This is a genomic window from Kitasatospora sp. NPDC094028 (assembly GCF_049543595.1).
Lineage (GTDB): Bacteria > Actinomycetota > Actinomycetes > Streptomycetales > Streptomycetaceae > Kitasatospora.
In genome coordinates, this window is record NZ_JBMVFA010000006.1 from 302906 (window position 1) to 318419 (window position 15514).

Genomic DNA, 15514 nt, shown 5'->3' on the forward strand with positions numbered 1-15514 from the left:
ACGCAGTATCGAAGCCTGCGGCGTGACCGCCAGGGTCGTGAAGCCTCCCCTTCGGTACCGCGGAGGCTTCGCCCTTGCGGTACGCCTCGACCTGCCGGACATTCCCCGACAGACCATCACCGTCGTCTTCGGCGGATATCCTTCCCAGACACCGCACGTCTTCAGCGACGGCCCGAGCGAGTCACCGCACCGGTACAGCGACGGTTCTCTGTGCATCTGGTACCCGTACGATCCGGCCGAGCAGCGATGGGTACTGCGCGATGGACCAACGGTCCTGCTCGGCCTGATCGTTGCGCACCTGCTCAAGGAGGAGTGGTGGCGCCGAACCGGTGAGTGGCCGGGCCAGGAGGCCCCGCACCAGATGCCCGAGCCCAACGTGTAGCCGAACCTGGAGTGCAACATGACGTCGCCAACCCCGGAGCCGCCGTCCGGCACCCCAACGACGACGACAACCACGGCGACAGCGACCGCAGCACCATCCGCTCCGTCCCAAGCCCCAGCATCCGCAACTACCGGAGCTGGGGCGCTCACATCCGCAGTAGTCTCCGGCGCCGTCCTCGCAGCCGCTATCACCGCGACTATCAATCTGTGGCTCGCCCGGAGTCGATCCCGCGAAGAAGAACGCGCCCGCCTGCGAACGGCCTTCGCCGAAGCCTTCGGCGCGTACAACACGTACAAGGAACTGCCGTACGCCATCCGCCGCCGGCACGCTGATCAGGCCGCAGAGGAACGTGTCCGCCTTTCGGAGATCCTCCGCGAGAACCAGGCCCAGCTTGCCTATCACCTGGCTTGGACCGCCCTCGAGTCGCAGGCCGTTGGAGAGGCATACAAGGATCTCGTCCAACACCTCCGCCGGACCGCCGGCACAGCCATGCACGAAGCCTGGAAAGCACCCGCCATCACGGCCGATACGCAGATGAACATCCCGCCGACCGTCATCGACCTGAGCGAGCTTGCCCAGTACGAGAAGGCATACCTCGACGCCGTCCGTGCCCACCTGTACGAGCTGCTTCCGTGGTGGAAGCGCCTTAAGGGTTGACGCATCCGTGTGGGGGCCGAGGCAGCCAGGTCCTGGTCTCAGTAGACCTTTCTCTACAGGCGGGGTGATCCGTGCTCCAGGTAGACGGTCTCGGACTTCGTCCTGGCGGCGCAGGCGGCGTGGACGCGGCGGGCGAGGCGGGGGATGAGGAGCGCGTCGAGCTGGTCGGCGGTGTGGAAGGCGTATTCGCCGATCTCGACCTGGTCGACGGTGATGTCGTCCAGCTCGCCGGTAGGGAGGACGCCGCCGTCGAAGACGAAGAGGAGTTTGTCGCCCTCGGTGGGGTGGGGTGCCCAGTCGGCGACGAGCAGGCGGCCGATCGGCGGGGTGATGCCGAGCTCCTCCTGGACCTCCCGGGCGGCACCCTCGCTCGGGGTCTCGCCCGTGTGCAGGTAGCCGCCGGGGATCTCCCAGCCGGGCTTGTAGGTCGGCTTCACGAGGAGGACGCGGTCGTCCTCGTCGAAGAAGAGCACACCGGCGGCGGTGCGGGGCTGGGCCACGACCTCGTGGGACTGGGAGTCGCTCATGGTGATGACTGTAGCCACCGGACCGAGGTGGTCGTCGGGTGTCGAGGGATGAGGTAGGGGCGGATCTGGCCAAGTATCAGTTCGTGGGCGGCCATGGCTGGGTGGGCTCGTCGAGAATCCTTCGACGAGCCCACCCAGCCATGCCGTCATACCGCTGTCGGCTCCCAGCCGTAGCGCGAGAAGGCGGGACCGCCATCGCGGTAGGCGGTGAGCGCCTGTGCGGCCGTGGGAAAGGCCGGTTCGGGGAAGTGGCCGGCGGGAACCCAGCGGGCGGCGAGGTGCTTGTCGGGTTCGGTGTTGGTGAGGTCGCCGGTCCACGTGTCGGTGGCGAAGACGAAGAGGACGAACTGGCCGGCCTGATCCCAGCCCTGTTCGACGTGGATGACGTGGACGAGGTGAAGGTCGGCCGGGTTGACGAGCAGGCCGGTCTCCTCCTTGAGTTCGCGGGCGGCGGCCTCGTCGAGGGCTTCGCCCGGCTCCGCCTTGCCGCCCGGGACGGTCCACGCGGGGTACGGGGACCAGTTTCGGGCGGCGTAGTGCACGGCGGCGATTGTGTCGGTGCTTCTGTCATGAACAATCACGCAGACCGTGTTCCGGCTGTTCATCACGCTGTTATGCGTCACGGTGCGGACTCCTTGTCGAGGCGCCGGAGGATGTCGGCGGCCCAGGTCGGTCTTGCGGTGTGCCAGCTGAACCGGTAACCGTTGATGCCGAGGTAGGGCGTGGTGAGGACGTGGTGGAACTCGCACCACGCGGCAAACTCGCGCCGGGAGCATCCGGGCAGGCCACGCTGGCGGGGGTGACGGTTGTAGGTGTCCACGGCCCGGCGGATGGTGTCCTCGGGCAGCGGGCCGGTGGTCATCACGGTGCTGACTACGAGCTTGGCGAGGTCGTAACCGAACGGCGCGAGGGTGAGGGAGTCGAAGTCGATGACCGCCACATCGGCGTCGGTGATGAGGAAGTTGCGCGGGTTGGCGTCCTTGTAGAAGGCGACCGGCATGGTCGCGGCCCGCTTCAGCCAGTCGTCGGCTGCCTCGGGCGTCAGGACCGGTTCCGGCACGGTGCCGGAGGCCAGGAGGTGGTGGAGGCGTTCGCGGCGGTCGTCGGTGAAGCCGGCGATATTGATGCCGTCGTGGGTGTGGGGTGCGTCCAGGCGGGCGGCGTGCAGCTCGCGCGTGTGGGCGTTGATGTGCTGGCGGCCGAGAAGGTCGGCCAGGGTCACCAGGTCGTCGGGGCCGCCGTGGCGGCCGTCGAGGCGCTCGAAGTGGATGGCGGTGGGGCGGACTTGGACGACCTCGGGGATGCGTACGTCGGGGTTGAAGCGGGCGATCCACCGGTGGTGGGCCAAGGCCCTTCGCTGGGCTTCGGGGTCCGTGTAGGTCTTGGTGAAGGTCCTCATCGGCGGGAGGCCACGACGTAGGTGACGGTCGAGGTGGTCTCCAGCGGGCCGTCGCCAACGGTCTCCCGCAGCCGCTGGGCGATCGCGGCGGCATCGTACGGGAGTTGGTACTTGGGGTTGGTGGCCGCGTAGGCGGCGATGTGGCCGGCGTCGGTGAAGCGGAAGCGGTGTTCGTGGTGGATGACCTGCTGGATGTCGAGGCAGGTGGCCACGATGTCGGCCTGGTTGTGGCTGTGGAAGGTCTCGTACAGGCTCGGCCGGCTGACGGCCTCGGGGTCGAGGCCGCTTGCGGCGATCACCTCGTCGAGGGTGCGGTAGCTGTCGGCGGACTTGGTGACCGTGATCGACAGGCCACCAGGGGCCAGGCAGCGGGCGATCTCCGCGATCACTGTGGCGGGCCGGGGCGAGTGGTAGAGGCAGAACGCCGCGACGGCCACCGCCACCGAGGAGTTGGGCAGGGCGATGGCGTGGAAGTCGCCTCGCATGGACTTCACTCCGACGTGTCCAGCGAGCCTGCGCTCGGTTTCGGCGAGGAGGGCGCCGGACTGGTCGAAGGCGATGAGCCTGGGCGGGGTGAGGCGTTCGGCGAGGGCGAGGCTGGTGGTGCCGCGTCCGCAGCCGATGTCGAGGACGGTGCCGCGCAGGCCGGTGGCGGCGAGGTCGGCGATGACGGTGGCGGGGTGGGGGCCTGCGGTCTTGGCGCGGGCGAGGGCGCTGGTGCGCTGGGTGATGCGGCCGGCGTCGCCGTACAGGTCGTGGCGGACGCGGGCAGCGTCGAGGAACGGGTTGGCGGTCATGGACAGGTGGAGCCTTCCCGGTGCGAAGTGGGTCAGGTCATGTCTGCCGGGGCACGGTGGCCACGAACCGGCGGGCGGCCCGGCGGCTGGTGAGCGTGATGACGCGGGCGTGGCCGGCGTGCTCGGCGATCAGCGCGCGGACCTTGGGCCGCATCTGGCGGCGGTAGCCGAGGATGTAGCGGATGAAGCCCCAGTGGATGCGGTCGAAGACGCCCTGCTCGGTGTGCTGGCCGCCGCGGTAGCGGCGGCGGCGCTGGAGGATGCCCCACAGGCACACGATCGGGGGGATGTCGAGGAAGACGACGGTGTCGGCCCGCTTGAGGCGGATGGGGAGGGTGGAGGCGAAGTTCCCGTCGATCACCCAGCGCGGTTCGGCGACCAGGTCTTCCTGGATGGCGGCGAACTTCTCCGGCGGCAGGGTGTTCCAGTCGGAGTCGTAGTAGACGCCGTCGAGGTGGGTGACGGGGGCGTTGATCCGTTCGGCGATCTGGCGTCCGAGAGTGGTCTTGCCGCTACCGCCGCAGCCGATGATGGCGATCCTGTCCATGTCGCTACAGGCTACCGAGCCGTGCGACGGACCGGATCGTGTTCGGTTCGGGCCACCGGTGGTGGTGTGTTCCGGGCCGGTGTCCGGCCCGGAACGATCCGCGCTTGTCACGCGGCGTCGACGGCGACCAGGGCGGCCCGGTCGAAGTCGTAGCGGACCTCTCGGCCGGGGCCGGCGACCTCGGCGCACGACAGGTAGACCCGTCCGTCCGGCGCGATCTCCAGCTTCTCGACGACGCCGGTGGGCTCCGGGCAGCGCTCGGGCAGCAGGATGTCGGTGTTGACCGTCATGTCGCCCAGGTCCATGCCGGTCAGCTGTTCGTGGAGGTGCTGGGTCTGTTCCCAGGTGACGGCCGTGATGCCGCTCGTGGCGGCGTTGCCGACCAGGCGGACGCGGTGGAGCATCAGGTCGCGGGCGCCGAGGTCGCGCAGTCGCTGGGCCAGGGCGGGGATGGTGGCGATGTTCTCGCCGGTGAGCGTGCAGGTGGCACCGAAGGAGAGCTGGCGGCCGTGGGCCCAGGCGAGGGTGTCGAAGGCCGCGGCGAAGGAGCCCGGGCGGCGGATGCTGTCGTGGGCCTCGGCGGTGCCGCCGTCCAGAGAGACGCGGAGCATGTCCAGGTGCTCGGCGGCCCGGGTGAGGAAGGCCCGGCGCTTATAGCCGTTGGTGCAGATCTCGGTGCGGTAGCCGAGCGACTTGGCGGCGACCAGGACGGTCGGCAGGCCCTCGAACAGGAGAGGCTCGCCACCGAGCAGGCACACCCAGTGGCAGTCGTAGGCGGCGGCGAAGTAGGTGAGGGCGGCGGCGGCCTGGTCGACGGTGACGGTGTCGGGGCGCTTGAGGTCCTCACCGTGGTAGCAGGTGGTGCAGGAGAGGTTGCAGCGGAACAGCAGCTCCAGGTAGAGCTTCTCGACCCGCTGGATGCCGGGGAGTACGGCTGCGGCCTGGGTCATGCGCGGGCTCCTTCGATGTCGATGAGCAGGGGCGGGATGTCGGTGCCGGCCAGCGCGGCGGTGAGGGTGCGGAGCTGGCGAGTGAGGCGGAACGGGTCGAGGTGGTCGATGCAGCGGGCGACCAGGTCGGCGTGGGCCGGGCTGCCCGCGATCTTGGTGAGCGCGGTGATGGTGGCCACGACGTCCGCGGCGCCGGTGACGATCAGCTCGCGCGGCACGACAGCTTCCGCGCCCCGCAGGGTGCGCGGGGCGAGCGGCAGGCAGCCGGCGAGGACGGCTTCGAAGAGGCGCTGGGTGAACTGGCCGCTTCGCGCGTACCGGTCGGGGGCGAGGAGCACGGTGGCCAGCGCGGAGCGGTAGAGCGGGGCGACCTCGTCGAAGGGGATGCGGCCGGTGAAGTTCACCTGCGGCCAACGGGTGGTGTCGGTCCACTTCCCGGCCACCCGGTGCGGCAGCTGGGCGGCGGCCGGGGCGAAGTACTCGTCGAAGGCGGCGTCGCGGTCGTACTGGTTGCCGACGTAGACCAACGGCAGGGGGCGCCTGCGGGCCGCGAGCGCGCCCGGGTGGGCCTGGTCGAGGGCGTCGTCGGCGACCGGGAAGAGCAGGCTCACGGCTCCGGGCGACGGATAGAGGGCTGGCTCGCACACCTGAACGTGCCCGAGGGCGCGGAGCGGGTCATCGTCGGGGAGTTGCTGGTCCTTGTCCCACAGGACCGTGCGGACGGCGTGCCGGTGGGTGTAGTGGTCGAGGAGGGCCTGCTGCCGGTGCAGGTCGCAGGTGTGACCGGCGTTGCCGCATGCGGTGGTGTTGCGGCCGGGGATGGGCCAGCGCCATTCCAGGAACAGAGCGTCGATCTCGGGCAGGCCGCTGTCCCACTGGTAGGTGGCGGTCAGGTCGGTACCGGCCTCGGTCAGATCGCGGTTGGTCTGGAGGAAGACGATCTCGTGGCCGGCGGCGATGAGACCGTCCACCAGGGTGCGGCGGTGGCTGCGTCCGCCGTCCGGGGTGTCGGTGATGCCGCGGCCGAGGAAGCCCCAGTAGCTGTAGCCGATCCTCATGCCTTGGTCACCCACCAGTCCTCGATGAGAAGCGCGTCCAGGCCGGACTCGGCCAGGCAATCCAGTGCCATCTCCGGGGTGCCGCAGATCGGCTTGCCCTTGACGTTCAGGGAGGTGTTGATCAGCACGGGCACGCCGGTGATCTCGGCGAAGGCGGCCAGGATGTCGGCGAGCACCGGGTTGTCCCTCGCGGTGAGGGTCTGCACCCGAGCCGTGCCGTTGGCGTGAACGATGGCAGGGATCCGCTCGCGGGCCAGATCGGTGACCGGCGAGGCCATCGACATGAACGGCGCCTCCTGCCCGAGCCCGAAGTAGTCGGCGGCGTTGTCGGCCAGGACGACGGGGGCGAAGGGGCGGAACGGCTCACGGAACTTCACGGTGGAGTTGAGCCGTTCGACAACACCGGGCTTCAGCGGGGAGGCAAGGATCGAGCGGTGCCCGAGCGCGCGTGGGCCGGCTTCAACGCTCCCCTGGAACAGCCCGGCGATCGTTCCCTGGGCGAGCTGGCGGGCGGCGAAACCGGCCGGGTCGAGCAGGCGCTGGGCAGTCATGCCGGGCCGCGGTTCGGGCGGCAGCGTCAGGCCGGGGTAGGACGGGCCGAGGTAGCAAGCCCGGGCCAGCCCGATCGGCAGGTCGCCGTACCGGTCGAGGTGGACGGCGGCTGCGGCGCCGATCGCGGTGCCTGAGTCCCCGGGGGCGGGCGGGACGGCGACCTCGTCGAACAGCCCGGAGGCGATGATCTTGCCGATGCTGACGCAGTTCATCGCGCCACCGCCGCCCACGCACAGCAGCCGGGCGCCGGTGCGCTCGCGGGCGATCCGCGCCAGGTGCAGCATCACCTGCTCGGTCCGCTCCTGGAGGGCGGCGGCGAGGTCAGCGTGGACCTGGGCGACCTCCTCGCCCGGTTGGCGAGGCGGGCAGGTGAGGGCGGTGAAGGCCGGGGTCAGCCTCGGATAGCGGCGGTCCATGACCCGCAGGGCGACAAGCCGGTGGTCGAGGACGAAACCGTTGGTGGTGAGCCGGACGGCCTTGGCGAACAGGGCCCGGAAGCGCTTCGGGTCGCCGAGGGCGGCCAGGGCCATGACGGTGCCCTCCTCGTCCCCGCGCCGCCAGCCGAGGTGCTCGGTGACGGCGCCGTAGACGTAGCCGAGGGAGGCGGGGTCGTCGAGAGCGTGGACGATCCGGTATGAGCAGCCGTTCGCGCGCTGCCTCGCGTGGCCGATGGTGGTGGTCTGGGCCTCGCCGAGGCTGTCCACCACGAGGACGGCGGCCTCGTCGTAGCCGGACGCCGCGAATGCGTACAGCCCGTGGGCGCGGTGGTGCAGCACGGGCTGCACGGCGGCGTTCGGGAAGGTGTCGGCCAGGCGGGCCAGGCGCCTGCGGGTGTTGCCGGCGACCTCGGCGAACGACCGGGCCCGCGGCAGGGCGCGAGCGGCGGTGGCGGGCCGTACCGCATGCGCGAGCGCGGCGGGGATGGCCCGCAGGTACTGCTGCGGCGTGAAGTTGTACGCGACGGTCCCGATGTCGGCGCGGGTCAGGCCCGCCTCGTCGAGGAGCCAGCCGACGGCCTTGGCAGGGTAGCTCTTGTCGTGCTTGACGGCGCTGAGTCTCTCCTCCTCGACGAACCCGACGAGTTGGCCGTCAACGAGCAGGGCGGCGGCGGAGTCGTGGGTGTAGGAGCACAGGCCGAGCACGGTGCTTCGGTTCGTGGCCACGGCGGTCACCTCTTCGCCGGGATCGCCGGGGTGGGCATCTGGGTGAGCGGGATCTTCTGCTCGCGCTGGTCGTACCAGAGGGCCAGGGCCTCGGGCAGCGGTCCGTTCGTCTCGCAGGCCCTGGCGCGTGCCTCGTCGCGGCGTCCGGCCTTCCAGAGCCGGTAGCTGGCCAGGACAGCGGCGAAGCCGTCCCAGACCGGGTGCCCGACCGCTTCGCCCGCCGTGACCTGCTTCATCACCAGGTCGAAGTCCTCCCAGGCGATGCCGAGCGGCTGCCACGTTGGGGAGGCGGGAGCGTCGGCGGTGAGGCTCCAGGCGGCGTCCTGGTGCTGGGCGTACAGGTGCAGGGAGTCGACGTGGTGGTGGTAGTCGCCGACCTGGACGCCGAGCCAGCCGGCCATCAGCTCGTGCAGGACGGTCGTGGTGATCAGGTCGTACGGAAGGCCGAGCCACACGTCCTGGCTGCGCATGCTGGTGTGCATCTCCAGGCGGCCCTCCCGCAGGTAGAAGCGGTAACCGAGGGTGCACGGGACGTCCTTGTGACCGGCGGTGTCGCGGCTCGGGTCGAAGATCTGGACGACAGCCCGGCGGCTCTCGCTGTCACGGGTCAACTGCCGCCGGACGTAGTCGAGCTGGTCCAGCCGCCCGTGCCAACGGCGCAGGCGCGGACCGTAGGCCCCTTGCAGTGCGCCGTAGTCGGTGAGGGTGGCCAGGCGGCTGTTGAAGTCGTGGATCCAGTCCGCGCTGGAGCCGGAGAGGATCCACACGGTCTCGGCGGCGGCGAACGCGGGGTTCAGCACCCGGTACGGGCCGAGGTGGACCATCCGGGCGGCCGGGTTGGTCAGTTTGAGGTACGCGCCCATGAGTTCGGCGGTGGCCATGCCGCGCGGCGCGACGCTGCGGCCCTGGCTCAGGATTGCCTTGCTGGCGCGGGTGAACAGCGCGTTCGCGCTGTCTGCGGTGGTGACGAACACGATTCCTCCGGTGAGACGGCGGGGTGGGATCGTTCAGGCGCCCACGGGCTGCGGGGAGTTGGCGGTGAGGTGGGCGAGCTGGCGGGAGATGCCCCGGGGGAGGGCGGTACGGGGCGCCCAGCCCAGGAGGTCGGCCGCCCGCTTGTGGTCGGCGAGGGTGGCCGGGACGTCGCCGGCCTGGGCGGGCAGCCGGTTGACCGGCACCGCGTGGCCGGTCAGCTCCTCCACAGCGGCCAGCACCTCCAGCACACTGGTGCTGACGCCGGCGCCGATGTTGAGCACCGCCGTGGTGGTGGGCGCGGTTGCGGCGGCGGTGGCGGCCCGGACCACGTCGCCGACGTAGGTGAAGTCGCGGCGCTGGCCCCCGTCCCCGTACAGGTCCAGCGCGGGGCCGCCGAGCGCCGCCGTGAGCGCGCGGCCGATCAGCATGTCGTCGCGCTGGCGCGGTCCGTAGACGGTGAACAGTCGAAGCGCCGCCGCCGTGACCGTGGAGGTGGCCTTGCCCGCGTGGGCCAGGCACAGCTGTTCACCGGCGAGCTTGCTGACCGCGTACGGGGACTCGGGGTTGGGCGTGACCTCCTCGCCGGTGGCGCCGCCGCTGGTGGTCCCGTAGACGCTGGACGAGGAGGCGTAGACGAGGCGGGGAACACGGACGTCCTCGCAGGCTGCCAGCACGCGTTCGGTCGCGAATACGTTGCAGGCGGTGTACTCGGCGAACCGCTCGCCCCAGGAACCCCGCACGCCCGGCAGGGCGGCGAGGTGGAAGACCGCGTCGGCCTGCAGGAAGAGAGCCTGGAGCGGGCAGGTCCTCAAGTCGGCGACGACGAAGGTGAAGCCGGGGTGGTCGAGGGCTCCCGCGAGGTTGGTCGCCGCCCCCGGGTCGGTGCGCGGGTCGCGGCGGTCCACTCCCACGACGGCGGTGCCGGCCGCGAGGAGGGCGTCGACGAGGTGCGAGCCGATGAAGCCTGCGGCCCCGGTGACGACCCCCCGGGACAGGGTGCCTACGGGTGTTGTGTTGTGCGGCATTGAAGTCCCCCAGTGGTCTTGCCGGTTGGTGTCTGGATGAGTGGCCGCTGCGGGCCGGATGGTCAGGCCGTGTGCGGCGTGGACGACTGGACGCCGTCGAGCGCCGTGGTGTGACTCAGGCTCGATACGGCGAGCTGGTGCTGGACGACCGTCCTGAGCAGGGCGAGGCAAAGGACGTGGCCGAGGGCCCACAGGGCGGTGAAGAGAACCGAGCCGATCGGGTCACGGTCGGTGCTGCGGCAGCGCCAGGCAGGCGTCCTGCCCACAACGCGGATCATCGTCTTCTCCTCCGGACTACGCGCGGCGTTGCAGGCCGCAGCGATCGAGGTGCTGAGTGCGCGAAGCCCAGGGGTGGGCGCGCTGCCCCAGGGCCGGACGGCGGTGACGTTCACGACGGTGGCGGCTGGGGCGTGTCGAAACACTCACGCACTGCAACCCCTGCCGGGAAGGGGCAGTGATAGTCAGTCAGGTCAGGTGCCGGTCAGAATGGTCAGAATCACGCGAGGGCGGAGGTCAGCGCCGGTGGCTGCTGTACGTTGGCGAAGAACTGTCGGCCGCATCGGACTCCGAGGTCACCTGTGGACGAAGGCTCCTTGCTCGGCGACTGCCTCAGACAACTCGACTGGTCGCCCGACAAGCTGGCGCGCGAAATCAACCGCGTGCGCCCGAACAGCATCAGCCCGAAGGCCCCGTACGGCTGGCTCAAGGGCTCCACGCCGCGCGGTGATCTTCCCGAGATCGTCGCCTCGATCCTCTCCCACCACCTGAAGGAGACGATCACCGTCGCGGCCCTGTGGCCGACGAAGGCAACCGTGGTCGGCTCTGACGGCTGGCTGCGGCAGCCGTGGTCGCAGGAGGGCACGTGGGCGGGGCTCGGCTCCTTCACGGCAGGGCCCTTGCGCTCCAGCCACGGAGTGCTGCGGCCCTTGTCCGGCCAGGGACTTATCGGCGCGGCCGTCGAGTGGCTGACCACAGAGGACGAGCCGGTCATCGGGCGGCCGAGCGGGGAGACCATCAGCCCGCAGGCCATCGACGTTCTCGTTGAACGTGCCGCCCAGCTCCGCCGGATCGACGACGTCCAGGGCGGCCCGCTCGTACTGGACTGGATCACCCAAGACCTGCACTGGGCCGCCCACTTGGCCCGCAACGGCTCCTATGATCCGGCCATAGGGCAGCGTCTCCACAGCGTGCTCGCCGAGCTCGCGCAGCTGGCCGGCTGGCTGGCGTGCGACCTCGGGCGCAACGCCCTCGGCCAGCGCTATCTCCTGTTCGGGCTCCGCGCCGCGCACACAGCCAACAACCGCGCGCTCGGCGCGAACATCGTCTCCTGCCTCAGTTACCAGGCGGCCTGGGGTAGCGCGCACGACGAGGCGCTTCGCCTGATCAAGATCGCTCGGCAGGGAATCGGCGGCACGCCCGGCGGGGCGGTTCACGCCCTCCTCGCCACCCGGCAGGCCCGCGCCCACTCCCAGCTGGGCCAACTGGACGACTGCGCCAGGGCCCTCGACGAGGCAGCCACCCTGGCCGAGTCCGCAACGGACGGCACCACGCCTGCGTGGGCGTACTGGGTGACGCCTGCGGTCCTCGCCGCCGACGCCGGCCGGGCGTGGCTCGAACTCGGACGCCCGGCGGTCGCCGAACGGCATCTCCTCCGCGGCCTGCACCTCTTCGGCGACGAGCAGCCCCGGAACCGGCTCCTCCACACGATGTCCCTGGCGGAGGCCCGGCTGAGGCAGCGCGATCTCGACGGCGCCGCCGAGGCAACCCGCCAGGCCCTCGGCCTCCGCTCGTACCTCGAATCCGGCAGGGCCAGGCAGCGGATGACCGGCCTGCGCGACGAGTTCAAGCAGTCCGACAGCCCGCTGGCGCACGACGTCACCGAACAGATCACCGCCGTCCTGGCCGCATAGCCTGTACTCCCCCCACGCACCCGAGGTACCGCATGTACGTCCGCACGCAGGTCCCGCTGGCTCCCCTCACCACCCTCGGCATCGGCGGAAGCGCCGAGACCCTCGCCGAGCTGACCGACCCGACCGAGTTCCCCGAGGTGGTCGCCCTGGCCGACCGGGAGGGCACTCGGCCCCTGGTCCTCGGCGGTGGCAGCAACATCCTCGTCGCCGATGCCGGGTGCGGGGCGCCCGTCGTCCGCATGGCCACCGAGGGCGTGGAGTTCGAGCACGGCGAGGACGGCGAGACGGTCACCGTCACCGTTCAGGCCGGGCATGCCCTCCAAGATCTCGTCGAACGGACCGTCGACAACGGCCTGACCGGGATGGAGACGCTGATCGGCATTCCCGGCACCGTTGGCGCCACCCCGGTCCAGAACGTCGGCGCGTACGGGCAGGAAGTCGCGGACACCCTCGTGCACGTCACCGCGTGGGACTGGGACACGGGCCGCGAAGTCGTGCTGTCGGCCGAGGACTGCCGACTCGGACATCGCACCAGCATCTTCAAGCACTCCACCCGCTGGACGCTCCTGACCGTGACCTTCCGGCTCCGGCCGTCGAAGCTGAGCACCCCGATCAACTACGGAATGGTCGCCAAGGCGCTCGATGTCCCCAAGGGCACCCCGGTTCCGCTGGCCGAGGCGGCAGCCGCGGTGCTGGCGGTGCGACGCAGCAAGGGCATGGTCCTCGACCCCGGAGAGGCCGACAACCGCAACGTCGGAAGCGTCTTCCTCAGCCCGGTCGTCGACCACCGGCAGGCCGAGACGCTCCGGGCCGAGCAGGCGCCCGTGAACGACTTCCCGGACGGCCTGACCAGGGTCAGCGCCAGCTGGCTGATCAAGGCCGCCGGCTTCGCCCTCGGTCAGACCATCGCCCCAGGCATCCGAATGTCCGGGAAGCACTTCACTCTCGTCGCCGATGGCCAGGCCACCGCCAGCGCCTTCGCCGCAGCAGCTCGGATCGTCGCCGATGCCGTACAGGAGGCCACGGCGATCCAGCTGACCCCCGAGCCCGACCTCTTCGGCGATGAGCCGGCCTACCTCCGGCTCAAGCAGAAGGCACTTGCCCCGACACCCCTCTGACCGGACGGGCGCTCAGCCTTGCGGAAGGGCGCTCAGCCTTGCGGAAGGGCGCCTGACCTGATGATGGCGAGTCCCCCCAGGTTCATTCCGGCGGTCTTGGCGGCGCGCAGGGCAGTCCTGGCGCGGGCGGCTCCGCTGCGGGTGGTGGCCTCACCTCCGCCAACGCCGACCGTTCGCGCGCCGAGGCCCGCGCAGGCGCGGCAGATGCCCGGCTGGGGCACGGGGTCGTGGCACTTGGCGCACTCGGCGTACCGGGCCGCTGCGGGCCGTACAGCGGCCTGGACGGGCGGCATCTTGTGCTCCAGGCGGTATCGGAGCACCGCGACCGCCGAGTGCATCGGGGTGGGCAGGCCCGGCAGCAGGGCCTGGGTGAGGTCGGCTTGGGTCGCGCCGCGCTCCAGCCACTGCGCGGCGAGGGGCGCGAGTTCCTCGGCTTCGGCCTGGCCGAGCCGCAGGCGTGGCTCGGGGCGGATCACCCGGAACAGCGTGGCGACCGCCTCGCGGACCTGCTCGTCCGGCACCGCCACGGGCTGCCCGGCGGCCTCCTCCTCGGGCTCTTCCTCCCGCCCTCCCGTACTCGCCTGCGGCTCGTCGGCGAGGACCGGCTCGTCGGGCTGCTGGGAAGGGAGGGAGGTTACTTTGAACCGGTCCTTTGGAAGGGCGTCAGTACCGCCGGTGGTCGCGTCACCGGAGACCGGACGGGTGGCACTCGGCAGCACTGTGAGCTGCGGGGTGTCGTAGACGTGGGTCTCGGTGATGATCGTGCCGTCCGGCATGCGGATCTTCTCGACCCGGTAGAAGCCAGCCTGGGCCAGTTCCTTCAGGGCCTTGCGGATCGCGCCTCGGCCCTGGGGACTGGTGTCGGCCATCTGCCGGCCGTCCTCGCGCCAGCCGTCCGGGCGGGACAGGAGGTCCGCGAGCAGGCCGCGGGCAGTGTAGGAGAGCTGCCGGTACTGCAGCATGGAGTTGGGCAGCACGGTGAAGTTACGCGCGTGGGCGCTACGATTGACACGCATCGGGAGGTTGCACTCCTGTTGCCGGACCCCGGAGCGTTGGCGCGCTGCCGGGGTCACCTATTTTCGGTTGGACCACGGAACGTAGCACACACCCGCCCCGAAGATCGACGTGATCGCGAGCGACCACGATCACATCCTGCGGCCTTTACGGGCAGGCCAGTTGGCGATTCGCCCCGGACCTGCTCATGCGAGCCGCGAGCTGGGTACTTGTGCCAGCCCTTCTGCGGTTATTTCCGCCCGCGGGGAGACCGCCGCCGAACGCTGACGGTCTCCCCGGGCTGTTCAGGTCAGGTTCCAGACTGCTCCGGTGAGGAGGCCGTCGAAGCCCAACCCGATCATGGCGTCGTCGAAGTTGTCCCACTCGCGTTCGGGGGCGGCGAAGTGCTCGTCGAAGTCGGTGCGGGTGAGGTCGGGCTCGTGCCATTCGGCCGCGCAGCGGCAGCGGACGAAGACCTGGGCACGCACGTTCAGGAGGAGCCAGTCGCGGGTGGCGTCGCACTTCGGGCAGGTGATGGTGATGCCGCGCGGGTCGAGCGTGCCCGGGTGAGGGACGGCGCGGATCACGGGACGGTCGGAGGTCCAGTCGGTGTCGGTGGGATCGGGCACGGGCGCCTCCAGGGGTTCTGGTCGGTGGGGAGCCGACACAAGACGACCCTGTGCGGAAATGTTCCCAACCAGCCAGAACTACATCGAATCGACATCAACTTCCCTGACTTCCCTACCCGCCAACGAGGTTGGCTGCGGTGGTGTCGACCGTGGAGACCGCGAGCCGGACGAGGCGCAGGGTTTCGTCGAGCTCGGCGGGGCGGTGGAAGCCGTTGGCGTGGAGGGAGAAGGAGATCTGGTTCAGGTTGTTGCCGACCCGGGCCAGTTGGGTGCGGGAGTTGGCCAGTTCGTCGACTGCGCGATCGAGTCGGTCTTGAGGATCGCCCGCGCTGAGGCCGCGGGCGTCGTTCAGACTGCTGGTCGCGCAGAAACGCGAGACGGTCTGGGTGCGGCTGGCGGCGGCGCGGCGGATCTCTTCGTACTCGGCGGCGTTGTATCGGACGGTCACGCGGTGCGGGCGCTGCTGCGGGTCGCGGTGTCGGCGGCGTGGCTGGCGCGCGGGAGTGCTCGAAGCGAGGTTCTCAGGGCTGTCGCTGTTCTCCTCAACCTCAGCCGGCGCCCCCTGGTGCCGGGTGGCCGGTGACGAGTCGAGCGCCCCCGCTCGACTCGCCGCCGGCTCCCCCTCGCCGATGGGCGAGGGGGTTGCGTGGGACTGCCCCTGGGGCGGTCCCACGCGATAGCTTGCTGCGCCAGGGGCGGTCGGTTCGGATGCGCGACGCTGATCAGTGCTGAGAGTAGGCGAGTTGAGGAGCGCCTCCAGATCGTTGGCGGAGCTGTGGGCGCGCTCGGGGTCGTGTTGGTGGTTTGTCAGAGGAGACTCCTGGGACGGACC

Annotated in this window: 18 protein-coding genes; 4 read left to right on the forward strand and 14 right to left on the reverse strand. The window is 70.6% G+C overall.

Going from position 1 to position 15514, the window contains the following annotated elements; genetic code table 11:
• Positions 1–37: 37 nt before the first annotated feature.
• Together ACPC54_RS13170 and ACPC54_RS13175 are read left to right on the forward strand one after the other, a co-directional pair.
• Positions 38–382, forward strand: a complete 345-nt coding sequence (locus ACPC54_RS13170) for a type II CBASS E2 protein (protein ID WP_498964356.1) — start codon at positions 38–40, stop codon at positions 380–382.
• Positions 383–400: 18 nt separating this feature from the next.
• Positions 401–1039 carry a hypothetical protein gene (locus ACPC54_RS13175; protein ID WP_498964358.1) on the forward strand — a complete coding sequence of 213 codons (639 nt, stop codon included), beginning with the start codon at positions 401–403 and terminating at the stop codon, positions 1037–1039.
• Between the two features lie 53 nt (positions 1040–1092).
• Here the strand turns inward: ACPC54_RS13175 and ACPC54_RS13180 are convergent, their stop codons facing one another.
• From ACPC54_RS13180 to ACPC54_RS13230, 11 genes are all read right to left on the reverse strand, one after another.
• Entirely contained in the window at positions 1093–1566 is a 474-nt protein-coding gene (locus ACPC54_RS13180) for an NUDIX domain-containing protein (protein ID WP_498964360.1), read from the reverse strand.
• Positions 1567–1712: 146 nt separating this feature from the next.
• Complete coding sequence (locus tag ACPC54_RS13185) at positions 1713–2171, reverse strand: NUDIX domain-containing protein (RefSeq protein WP_498964464.1); 459 nt, start codon at positions 2169–2171, stop codon at positions 1713–1715.
• A gap of 14 nt (positions 2172–2185) precedes the next feature.
• Positions 2186–2965 (reverse strand): phosphotransferase, encoded by a 780-nt coding sequence (locus ACPC54_RS13190; protein ID WP_498964362.1) that lies wholly within the window; start codon positions 2963–2965, stop codon positions 2186–2188.
• The gene (locus tag ACPC54_RS13195) at positions 2962–3762 is read right to left on the reverse strand and encodes a class I SAM-dependent methyltransferase (RefSeq protein WP_498964364.1); all 801 of its coding nucleotides are present in this window, start codon (positions 3760–3762) and stop codon (positions 2962–2964) included. Before ACPC54_RS13195 ends, ACPC54_RS13190 begins: the two co-directional genes overlap by 4 nt.
• Positions 3763–3799: 37 nt before the next feature.
• Complete coding sequence (locus ACPC54_RS13200) at positions 3800–4309, reverse strand: P-loop NTPase family protein (protein ID WP_498964366.1); 510 nt, start codon at positions 4307–4309, stop codon at positions 3800–3802.
• 107 nt (positions 4310–4416) lie between these two features.
• Positions 4417–5259: a radical SAM protein gene (locus ACPC54_RS13205; RefSeq protein ID WP_498964368.1), complete on the reverse strand. Its 843-nt coding sequence runs from the start codon at positions 5257–5259 to the stop codon at positions 4417–4419.
• Positions 5256–6317: a glycosyltransferase family protein gene (locus ACPC54_RS13210; RefSeq protein ID WP_498964370.1), complete on the reverse strand. Its 1062-nt coding sequence runs from the start codon at positions 6315–6317 to the stop codon at positions 5256–5258. Before ACPC54_RS13210 ends, ACPC54_RS13205 begins: the two co-directional genes overlap by 4 nt.
• Entirely contained in the window at positions 6314–8032 is a 1719-nt protein-coding gene (locus ACPC54_RS13215; protein ID WP_498964372.1) for a carbamoyltransferase family protein, read from the reverse strand. The genes ACPC54_RS13210 and ACPC54_RS13215 overlap by 4 nt, the downstream gene beginning before the upstream one ends.
• Positions 8033–8037: 5 nt before the next feature.
• On the reverse strand, positions 8038–9006 hold the full coding sequence (locus tag ACPC54_RS13220) for a thymidylate synthase (protein WP_498964374.1): 969 nt from the start codon (positions 9004–9006) through the stop codon (positions 8038–8040).
• Positions 9007–9039: 33 nt separating this feature from the next.
• Entirely contained in the window at positions 9040–10032 is a 993-nt protein-coding gene (locus ACPC54_RS13225; protein WP_498964376.1) for an NAD-dependent epimerase/dehydratase family protein, read from the reverse strand.
• 62 nt (positions 10033–10094) lie between these two features.
• Positions 10095–10310, reverse strand: coding sequence for a hypothetical protein (locus ACPC54_RS13230; protein ID WP_498964378.1), 216 nt, complete (start codon positions 10308–10310; stop codon positions 10095–10097).
• A gap of 300 nt (positions 10311–10610) precedes the next feature.
• On the opposite strand from ACPC54_RS13230, the gene ACPC54_RS13235 reads away from it, so the two are divergent.
• Together ACPC54_RS13235 and ACPC54_RS13240 are read left to right on the forward strand one after the other, a co-directional pair.
• Positions 10611–11942 carry an NsdA family TPR-like regulatory protein gene (locus tag ACPC54_RS13235; RefSeq protein ID WP_498964380.1) on the forward strand — a complete coding sequence of 444 codons (1332 nt, stop codon included), beginning with the start codon at positions 10611–10613 and terminating at the stop codon, positions 11940–11942.
• Between the two features lie 32 nt (positions 11943–11974).
• Positions 11975–13060 (forward strand): UDP-N-acetylmuramate dehydrogenase, encoded by a 1086-nt coding sequence (locus ACPC54_RS13240; RefSeq protein WP_498964382.1) that lies wholly within the window; start codon positions 11975–11977, stop codon positions 13058–13060.
• Positions 13061–13092: 32 nt separating this feature from the next.
• Here the strand turns inward: ACPC54_RS13240 and ACPC54_RS13245 are convergent, their stop codons facing one another.
• The 3 genes from ACPC54_RS13245 to ACPC54_RS13255 all read right to left on the reverse strand — a co-directional run bounded on the left by ACPC54_RS13245 (position 13093) and on the right by ACPC54_RS13255 (position 15355).
• Entirely contained in the window at positions 13093–14076 is a 984-nt protein-coding gene (locus tag ACPC54_RS13245; RefSeq protein ID WP_498964384.1) for a hypothetical protein, read from the reverse strand.
• A 282-nt stretch (positions 14077–14358) separates the two neighbouring features.
• Complete coding sequence (locus ACPC54_RS13250; protein WP_498964386.1) at positions 14359–14682, reverse strand: hypothetical protein; 324 nt, start codon at positions 14680–14682, stop codon at positions 14359–14361.
• 112 nt (positions 14683–14794) lie between these two features.
• Positions 14795–15355 carry a plasmid mobilization protein gene (locus tag ACPC54_RS13255; protein WP_498964388.1) on the reverse strand — a complete coding sequence of 187 codons (561 nt, stop codon included), beginning with the start codon at positions 15353–15355 and terminating at the stop codon, positions 14795–14797.
• Positions 15356–15514: the final 159 nt, after the last annotated feature.